We start from the raw sequence: 9,078 nt of genomic DNA on the forward strand, positions 1-9,078 counted from the left end.
AATCACCGCCGTATCTCCGGGACGCTTGCGGACGTCATTCAAGGCGCGGATGTGTTTATCGGTGTCTCGGTTGCTGGGGCGTTGACGCCGGCGATGGTTCGGACGATGAACCGCGGGGCGGTCGTATTCGCCTTGGCCAATCCGGTGCCTGAGATCATGCCGGATGAGGCAAAAGCCGCCGGCGCCGCCGTGGTCGCGACCGGCCGGTCGGATTTGCCGAACCAAGTGAACAACGTGTTGGCGTTCCCTGGCATTTTCCGCGGCGCGCTCGATGTGCGGGCGACGCAAATTAATGAGGCGATGAAAATTGCCGCTGCCGAAGCCATCGCCGGGCTCATCCAGCCGGAAGAGCTGACGGAAGAGTATGTCATCCCGAACCCGTTTGACCGGCGCGTCGTCGAGGCCGTCGCTTCCGCCGTCGCCCGTGCCGCCATGGAGACCGGGGTGGCTCGAGTCAAGGAAAAAGTTGAGGAACAAAATCGTGTCAGAGAGGGGTAGCCATCGATGAAATTTGCCCGTTTTCTCGCTGATGGCGCGATTCGCGCCGGTGTGGTGAACGGTGAAGTGATCCGCGAAATCGAAGGAAATATGTTCACCGCTTGGGATTATACGGGAAACGTATTTCGCTATGATCGCGTTTCGCTCGTGGCGCCGCTTGCGCCGCGCCATGTGATCGGCATTGGCGCCAACTATGTGGCCTCCAGTGAACAGCTGCCGGTGGAACTGCCAGATATTCCTGTCTTTTTCTTTAAACCATCCTCGTCGGTCGTCGGGCCGGAAGCGGAGGTGGTCATTCCGAGCGGGGTTGGTGAAGTGAAATTTGAATCCGAGCTGGCGGTTGTGATCGGCAAAGAGGCAAAACAGGTGAGCGAAGAAGACGTGTGGTCGTATATTTTCGGCTATACGGTCGCCAACGATGTCACCGCGCCTCAGTTTTTCCACCCGGACGGCCATTGGACGATCGGAAAATCGTTCGATACGTTTACACCGCTCGGCCCGGTCATTGAAACAGAGCTCGATCCTCGGGCTGTATCGGTGAAAGCGCGGGTCAATGGTGAAGAAAAGCAGAACAGCTCGACCAAGCTGATGATCATTTCCATCAGCAAAATGATTTCGTATTTGTCTCATGTCATGACGCTGCAACCGGGCGACGTCATTTTGACGGGAAGCCCGGTCGGCGCCGAGCTTGTCGGCCCGGGGACGGTCATTGAATGCGATGTGGACGGCATCGGCACGCTCCGCAATACGTTCGTCGCCGCCAAAGCGCCAGCCGTTTCCATCCAACGTTCATAACGAACCTGCGGCATCTCTGGGCCAAACAAGGCATCAGGCGCGTCCTGACGGTGAATACGTTCCGTCCGTTAAGGCGGCGCTCGCTGCCATGCGCGCCTGCGCTGCTCTCCCGCCTGCAAAAGCCCGGCTGTTCGTGTATAATGGCGAGCGGAGAGAACAAATCGAGGTGAATGCGATGGAACGAGAAAACACGGTCAAATCGGTCCGCCGGGCGCTGCAAATTATCGAAATCGTCAGCACGAAAAAGGACGGGCTGGGCGTGACGGAAATCGCGAAACAAATGGACATCAACAAAAGTTCGGTGTACCGCATTTTAACGACGCTTGCCCAATACGGCTATATCGAACAACATCCGGAAACGGAGCGGTATAAGCTCGGCTACAAGTTTTTAGAGCTCAGCTCAAAGCTGCTTGATTCGATCGATTTGCGCCAAGAGGCGAAGCCATATTTGCGCGAGCTCGAAAAAGAAACGAACGAGGTCATCCACCTCGTCGTCTATGATCAAGGGGAAGTCATTTATATTGAAAAATTGGAAGGAACGGAGACGCTGCGCATGCACTCCAAAGTCGGCAAGCGGGCTCCGATGCATTGCACGGCGGTCGGCAAGGCCATTTTAGCCCATTTGCCGCCCGCGGTGGCTTCGGAGATCATCGATCGGAAAGGACTGCCGAAGCATACCGATTGGACGATCACCGACCGCGAGGCATTTTTCCGCGAACTTGAGACCGTCCGGCAAAACGGGTATGCGCTTGACTTGGAAGAAAACGAGTACGGTATCCGATGTGTTGCCGTTCCGATTTTTGACTATACTGGCGGCGTCGTCGCGGCGATCAGCGTTTCCGGCCCGACGATCCGCATGACGGACGACCGCATCACATCGCTCACTGTGCGCATGCGACAGATCGGCAAAGAACTGTCGGCAAGGCTCGGCTATCGTGGAGCCCATTCCGTCCAGCTGTAGCGGCTGGACGTTTTTTTGTGCCAAGAAGAATGACCCATGTGGATGCCGCCTTGGCGGGGAAGATGAGAGGAAGGCATCCTTTTTCCAAAACCGTTCAGATACAATCGAACGTTCTGTCGTTCGGCCGGCTCCGATATATCGGTTGTCTGCCAGTTTGAAACGAGAGAGGACTGCCTCTTGGTGGGCGTTTTTTGTAGTGCAAACAAACGGAATGCATGTAAAATAGAAACGAGGTGATATGCGACGTGAAAAAACAGACGCTGTCGGAATGGATCGAACAGCTTCGCCAAGATCCGAATGTCGTGCATTGGCATGAAATCGAACCGAAAGAAGCGAATTTCGTTCCGTTTCCAGACGAACTCGATCCGCGGCTTGGCGCGGCGCTCAAAGCGCGCGGCATCGCTTCGTTGTATACGCACCAGGCGGCCGCTTATGACGCGGTCCAAAGCGGGCGGAACATTGTCGCCGTGACGCCGACCGCTTCAGGGAAAACGCTTTGCTACAATTTGCCGGTGCTCGATGCCATTGCCAAAGAGCCATCGATCCGCGCCCTGTATATCTTTCCAACGAAGGCGCTCGCTCAAGATCAAAAAAATGAACTAAACGAGATCATCGCCGAGATGGGGGTGTCGATTTACAGCCATACATACGACGGCGACACGGCGCCGGCGCTGCGGCAAAAAATCCGTCAAGCGGGCCATATTGTCATCACCAACCCAGATATGCTCCATACGGCCATTTTGCCGCACCATACGAAATGGATTTCTCTTTTTGAACAGCTGCGCTACGTCGTCATCGATGAACTGCATACATACCGCGGCGTATTCGGCAGCCATGTGGCGAACGTCATCCGCCGCTTAAAGCGCATTTGCGCCTTTTACGGGAGTCGACCAACGTTTATTTGCACGTCGGCGACGATCGCCAATCCGAAAGAGTTGGCGGAGCGGCTGATCGGTGAACCGGTGGCGCTTATTGACAACAATGGGGCGCCGCGCGGGCGGAAATATTTCGTGTTTTACAATCCGCCGGTTGTCGAGCGGACGATGAACATCCGCCAAAGCGCGACAAAAACGGCCGTTGAGCTCGCAAGACAGCTGCTTGTCAACCGCATTCCGACGATCGTTTTCGCCCGCAGCCGCGTCCGTGTCGAGTTGATTTTAAGCCATTTGCAGGCGGTGGTGAACGAACGAATCGGCGATACGACGATCCGCGGCTACCGCGGCGGCTACTTGCCGAACGAGCGGCGCGCCATTGAAAAAGGGTTGCGCAGCGGGGAGATTATCGGTGTGGTGAGCACGAATGCGCTCGAGCTCGGTGTTGATATCGGCCAATTGCAAGCGTGCATCTTAACAGGGTATCCGGGAACGATCGCCAGCACGTGGCAGCAAGCCGGGCGCGCCGGCCGGCGCCAGGGCGATTCGCTCGTTGTGATGATCGCAAGCGCAAGCCCCCTCGATCAGTACATCATCTCCCATCCAGAATACTTTTTCGCCCGCTCGCCGGAGGCGGCGCGCATCAACCCGGACAATCTGCTCATTTTGGTCGATCATATCAAATGCGCCGCCTATGAGCTTCCGTTCCGGCGCGGCGAGACGTTCGGCGGCGTCGAGGTCGAAGAGGTGCTCGACTTTTTGGCCGAGCAAGGGGTGCTAAACGAACGCGCTGGGCGCTGGCACTGGATGAGCGACGCGTTTCCCGCGCATGATATCAGTTTGCGCTCCGCGGCTCAGGAAAACGTCGTCATCATCGATATTTCCGACACCGCCCACCATCGCGTCATCGGCGAAATGGACCGCTTCAGCGCGATGACGCTGCTTCATGATGAAGCGATTTATTTGCACGAAGGAGCACAATACCAAGTTGAAAAGCTCGACTGGGAGGAGAAAAAGGCGTACGTCCGCCAAGTCGATGTTGAATATTTTACGGACGCCAATTTAGCTGTCCGGCTTGATGTGCTGTCGGAAGACCGGAGCGAAACGCGCGGACAAATGGCGGTGCGTTACGGTGATGTATCGGTCCGAGCGATGGCGACGATTTTTAAAAAGCTGAAGCTGTCGACGTTTGAAAACATCGGATCAGGGCCGATCCGCCTTCCGGAGGAAACGCTTCATACGTCGGCGGCGTGGATCGAGTGGGAGGCGGTGCCGTCACGGTTTTCCCCGGCGCTGTTTGAACAACTCCTTGTCGGCATCGCCAATGTGCTTGGTCATCTCGTGCCGGTGTTTGTCATGTGCGACCGCTCCGATCTTCACGTCGTGCCGCAGCTTAAGGCGCCGCATTCCGGACGGCCGACGATTTTCCTTTATGATCGCTATCCAGGCGGAGTCGGCCTGTCGGAGGCGGTGTTTGAACGGTATGAAGAGATCATGAAACATGTGAAAGAATGGGTCGAACGCTGCCCGTGTGCGGACGGCTGCCCATCGTGCATCGGCATTTCAAGCGCTGACGGACCGTCGTTGAAGCGCGAACTTGTCCAGTTTTTGGACGAACAACTTGCCGTTTGGGCCGGTCCGTCCGTTTAAGCGTCGTCATGCGTGTTTTTGCCGAGTGTGGGAGAATCAACTTATAGAAGCAAGCCGACGTCAAGCAAGGAGGGGGTGAACGGATGAAGCCGAAGTTGGCGCAATGGAAAGAATTGCTTGCCGCCCGGCATAAAAAGGAGAACGATGAAGAAAAAGAAGAGGAGAAACCGGACGGACGACCTGTGACGGACGTGCCGTATGCCGACGTTTGGCGGGAGTACGGCGCCAAGCCGTATTGGTTTGCCGGCGATTACTGCCTCATTCGGGAAACGGTGTATCCGCTTGACTATCAGCACGGCCGCTATCGGCTCGGAGCGCTGTATGAAGTGCACGAAAGATGGCAGGAAGCGCCGTTTTCCCATCCGCTCTCCTGCCGCGGCTTTGCCGTTAGCGACTTATTCTTTTTTGACACGGAGACGATGGGACTTTCAAGCGGGGCGGGAAACATCATGTTCTTGCTTGGCCACGCCCGCATTCTTGGCGATTTCGTCACCATCCGCCAGCACCTTCTGCCATACCCAGGGGCGGAAGTGGCGCTCTATCAAAGTTTTTTGTCTGACGTCGATTATACGACGCTTGTTACCTATAATGGAAAAGCGTTCGACTGGCCGCGCCTGAAAACGCGCCATGCGCTTGTCCGCAACATGGTGCCAAAACTGCCAGCGTTCGGTCATTTTGATTTGTATCACGCCGCCCGCCGCTTATGGAAAGACAAATTGGATTCGCTGCGCCTTTCGGAAGTGGAGCGGCACATTCTCTATGTCGAGCGGGGCGATGATGTGCCGGGCTTTTTGGCGCCGATGATGTACAAGGAGTTTTTGCAAACGCCCCATCCAGACCGGCTCATGCCAGTATTGCGCCATAACGAGCGCGACGTGTTGTCGCTCATTGCTCTCTACATTCACCTATCCGTTCAGCTGCTTGAAGCGGACCGGCTCGCTGACCCCAAGGAGCAGTTGGCCGCCGCCCGTTGGTTCGAAGCGGTCGGGGAAACAGCGGCGGCAAGGGGGGTGTACGAGGAGGCGAGCGGCAAAGGGGCGAAGGAAGCACAGACGGCGAAATGGCAGCTTTCTCTTTTATACCGAAAAGAAAAACGATATGAAGAGGCTGCTCTCCTTTGGCGCGACTTGTTTATCCACGGAAATGGCTATTGGAAGGCGAAGGCCGGGCTTGAACTGGCGAAGGTGTATGAACATTATTTCCGGGATGCGGCCGAAGCGCACCGTTATGCCGTTATGGCATATGAAGCGTGGCGGTCGCTCGCTAGGATGAGCCGACAACATAGCGAGAAAGAAGAAGCGGAATGGCGCAGGAGGCTCGCGCGGCTTGAACGCAAGAAAAACGGGTGAGAACTCGTCCATTTCCCTGGCAAGCGCAAAATATGACAGAAAACGAAAATGTTTCGTCTTTTTGTTGTGAATCTTGTAGAAAAAAGAAAAAACGTGTACAATGGCATCGGAATGAACGAAAACGATGGCAGGGAGAAGAAGACGATGCGGAGCATGTACAAAAAAATTTTGTATCTCTTTTTTATTGTCGTCGGTTTGACGTTTGTCGTGTTCAATTATATCTATTAATGAACGTCAGAGAGGCCGGCGCCGCATAACGGATTCAAAAAGACGAATGACTATGCCAAAACGTCCGAAGCACCGGAGCGAGAGAGCCGGTAGATTGTTGGCGCGAATGGCTCTTCAAAATGGGTGTTTATACTAGTACGAGTCCACTCCGTTCATCATAGGCTAGTATTGTCAAGCAACAGCCTAAATTGATGAAAGGAGAGGAATATGATGCATTGCCTGCCGAATGTAACGGCGCCGATCGTTCATCCGCCTCGTTGCAACGTTTTGCATCATTTCGAAGCAACGATTGTGCCGCATATCCATCCATCGCATACGATGCATGTTTATCATCACCTGTATGAACATCAACATTATTTCCCGCATACGGAATCGGCGGTGGCTCAGGCTGCCAATCGCCATCTGTACTGCCCGGGTCCGGGACCGATGCCATTTCCGCCGTTTCCGCTGCGATAGTAAGGGCCAAAAACAGAAGCCGCTTTGTCGGCTTCTGTTTTTTTACGGATGGAAAACGCCGGCAGCCGGCGGCGTTTGGGCGGGAGGACGGCGTTTCGGCGCCGCCGGGAAGTCTGCGTGGGCGCCATGCGGCTTCCCGATCGATGCGGCAAGCCAACCGTCAATTGACAACCGGCTGAATTTCTGAAAAAATAAAGAGAAGATGATCGTTGAATGCGGATTGAGGTGAAAAGCCATGTCAGCCCATCAAGTGAAACTGACGCCGAAAGACATTTTAGAAAAGGAATTTAAGGTAAGCATACGGGGGTACAACCAAGACGAAGTGGATCAATTTTTGGATCTCATTATTAAAGATTATGAAGCATTTCAGCAAGAAATTGACGAGTTGCGCCAGGAAAACGCCCGGCTGAAGCGGCAAGTCGAGGAGCTTCAAAAACGGCCGGCGATGTCGGCGGGAACGACGAACTACGACATTTTGCAGCGCCTTTCCAACTTAGAAAAGCATGTGTTTGGCCGGAAACTGTATGAATAACCAGCCGGCAGGGCGAAGTTGATGCAGGGATTTCTAATTTTTTCTTCTTGATTCTCACACCAAGATCAGCTATACTGTAAGATGCTCGCAGCGTTAATCATGTTCGGGTAATCGCTGCGGCCGGTTTCGGCCGTAGAGGAAAGTCCATGCTCGCACGGTGCTGAGATGCCCGTAGTGTTCGTGCCTAGCGAATCCATAAGCTAGGGCAGTCTGGCTTCGGCTGGGCTGACGGCGGGGAAAGAACCTACGTCCGCATGCGGATATGGTTCGATTACCCTGAAAGTGCCACAGTGACGCAGCTCTAAGGGAAACCTTAGAGGTGGAACGCGGTAAACCCCACGAGCGAGAAACCCAAATGATGGTAGGGGCACCTTCCCGAAGGAAATGAACGGAGGGAAGGACAGGCGGCGTACGCTGCCTGTAGATAGATGATTACCGCCGGAGTACGAGGCGAAAGCCGCTTGCAGTACGAAGGTACAGAACATGGCTTACAGAACATGATTAACGCGGTGATTGGAATCGTGGGAAAGCCCTCCTGCAGGAAGGAGGGCTTTCTCTTTTGTGTGTTTTCCTTCCATATGACTATAATGGAAGTATAGGCCATGAATGAGGATACATACATCTATCAGATAGGGGGAACAGGATGACTTCGTTTTCGCTGATTGCCACGGCCGCGATGGGGCTCGAATCAGTCGTCGCGGAAGAAGTGCGCCGGCTTGGCTATGAGTGCCAAGTGGAGAACGGCAAAGTGACGTTTGAAGGCGATGCGCTCGCCATTTGCCGGGCCAACCTTTGGCTGCGCACCGCTGACCGCGTGAAGCTGAAAGTCGGTGAGTTTCGAGCGACGACGTTTGAGGAGTTGTTTGAACAAACGAAGGCGTTGCCATGGGCCGATTACTTGCCGAAAGATGCCGAGTTTCCGGTGATCGGGAAGTCGGTCAAATCAACGCTGTTCAGCGTTTCCGACTGCCAAGCCATTGTGAAAAAGGCAGTCGTCGAAAGCTTAAAAGCGCGCTATCATTTGTCGTGGTTCCCGGAAACCGGGCCGTTGTATCGGATCGAGGTGGCGCTTCACAAAGATATCGCTACGTTGACGATCGATACAAGCGGCGCCGGGCTGCATAAACGCGGCTACCGTGCTCGCCAAGGGGAGGCGCCGCTAAGAGAGACGCTCGCGGCCGCCTTAGTGTTGCTCACCAATTGGACGCCCGAGCGCCCGTTCGTCGATCCGTTTTGCGGGTCGGGCACGATTGCCATTGAGGCGGCGCTGATCGGCCAAAACATCGCCCCAGGGTTTAACCGGGATTTCGTCTCGGAGCAATGGCCGTGGATCGGGGAATCGGTATGGGAAGAGGCGCGCCAAGAGGCGGAACAGATGGCGCGTTACGACCAACCGCTTGATATTTGCGGGATTGACCTTGACCCGCACATGGTCGAGATCGCCAAGATGAATGCAGCCGAAGCGGGGCTTTCCGATCTCATTTCTTTTCGGGAGGGCCGCGCCGAGCAGTTTCGGACCGATGCACAATACGGGGTGATCGTCGGCAACCCGCCATACGGCGAACGGCTTGGCGAACAACGGGAGGTCGAAGCGCTCTATCGCGCCATCGGCCGCGCCTTCGCCGCCTTGGATACGTGGTCGGTGTACATTTTAACCGCCCACCGCGGTTTTGAAACGCATTACGGCCGCCCGGCGACGAAGCGGCGCAAACTGTTTAACGGCTTTATTGAAACCCA

The 9,078-nt window shown here is 55.1% G+C and carries 10 protein-coding genes and 1 other RNA gene; 10 read left to right on the forward strand and 1 reads right to left on the reverse strand.

Annotated elements, in window-relative coordinates; genetic code table 11:
• The 7 genes from VU18_RS19575 to VU18_RS06675 all read left to right on the forward strand — a co-directional run.
• Window positions 1-498: malic enzyme-like NAD(P)-binding protein (locus VU18_RS19575; RefSeq protein ID WP_304413649.1), on the forward strand; the 498-nt coding region annotated here is incomplete at its 5' end.
• Window positions 499-504: 6 nt separating this feature from the next.
• Window positions 505-1,293 (forward strand): fumarylacetoacetate hydrolase family protein, encoded by a 789-nt coding sequence (locus tag VU18_RS06650; protein WP_011231031.1) that lies wholly within the window; start codon window positions 505-507, stop codon window positions 1,291-1,293.
• 175 nt (window positions 1,294-1,468) lie between these two features.
• Window positions 1,469-2,254 carry an IclR family transcriptional regulator gene (locus VU18_RS06655; protein WP_025039208.1) on the forward strand — a complete coding sequence of 262 codons (786 nt, stop codon included), beginning with the start codon at window positions 1,469-1,471 and terminating at the stop codon, window positions 2,252-2,254.
• A gap of 245 nt (window positions 2,255-2,499) precedes the next feature.
• Complete coding sequence (locus tag VU18_RS06660) at window positions 2,500-4,776, forward strand: DEAD/DEAH box helicase (RefSeq protein WP_047757838.1); 2,277 nt, start codon at window positions 2,500-2,502, stop codon at window positions 4,774-4,776.
• An 83-nt stretch (window positions 4,777-4,859) separates the two neighbouring features.
• Window positions 4,860-6,125: a ribonuclease H-like domain-containing protein gene (locus tag VU18_RS06665; RefSeq protein WP_011231034.1), complete on the forward strand. Its 1,266-nt coding sequence runs from the start codon at window positions 4,860-4,862 to the stop codon at window positions 6,123-6,125.
• Window positions 6,126-6,218: 93 nt separating this feature from the next.
• Window positions 6,219-6,353, forward strand: coding sequence for a hypothetical protein (locus tag VU18_RS21055; protein WP_011231035.1), 135 nt, complete (start codon window positions 6,219-6,221; stop codon window positions 6,351-6,353).
• A 210-nt stretch (window positions 6,354-6,563) separates the two neighbouring features.
• Entirely contained in the window at window positions 6,564-6,809 is a 246-nt protein-coding gene (locus VU18_RS06675; protein WP_014195684.1) for a CotD family spore coat protein, read from the forward strand.
• A gap of 42 nt (window positions 6,810-6,851) precedes the next feature.
• On the opposite strand, the gene VU18_RS21060 is transcribed toward VU18_RS06675, so the two are convergent.
• On the reverse strand, window positions 6,852-6,980 hold the full coding sequence (locus tag VU18_RS21060; RefSeq protein ID WP_255351080.1) for a hypothetical protein: 129 nt from the start codon (window positions 6,978-6,980) through the stop codon (window positions 6,852-6,854).
• Window positions 6,981-7,044: 64 nt separating this feature from the next.
• Here VU18_RS21060 and gpsB point away from each other — a divergent pair, with 64 nt between their 5' ends.
• The 3 genes from gpsB to VU18_RS06690 all read left to right on the forward strand — a co-directional run.
• Window positions 7,045-7,341, forward strand: coding sequence for a cell division regulator GpsB (gpsB, locus tag VU18_RS06685; RefSeq protein WP_011231037.1), 297 nt, complete (start codon window positions 7,045-7,047; stop codon window positions 7,339-7,341).
• A 99-nt stretch (window positions 7,342-7,440) separates the two neighbouring features.
• An RNA gene (rnpB, locus tag VU18_RS17265) (RNase P RNA component class B) lies at window positions 7,441-7,837 on the forward strand.
• 147 nt (window positions 7,838-7,984) lie between these two features.
• Window positions 7,985-9,078: class I SAM-dependent RNA methyltransferase (locus VU18_RS06690; RefSeq protein ID WP_047757876.1), on the forward strand; the 1,094-nt coding region annotated here is incomplete at its 3' end.

Source organism: Geobacillus sp. ZGt-1 (assembly GCF_001026865.1).
GTDB lineage: Bacteria > Bacillota > Bacilli > Bacillales > Anoxybacillaceae > Geobacillus > Geobacillus thermoleovorans.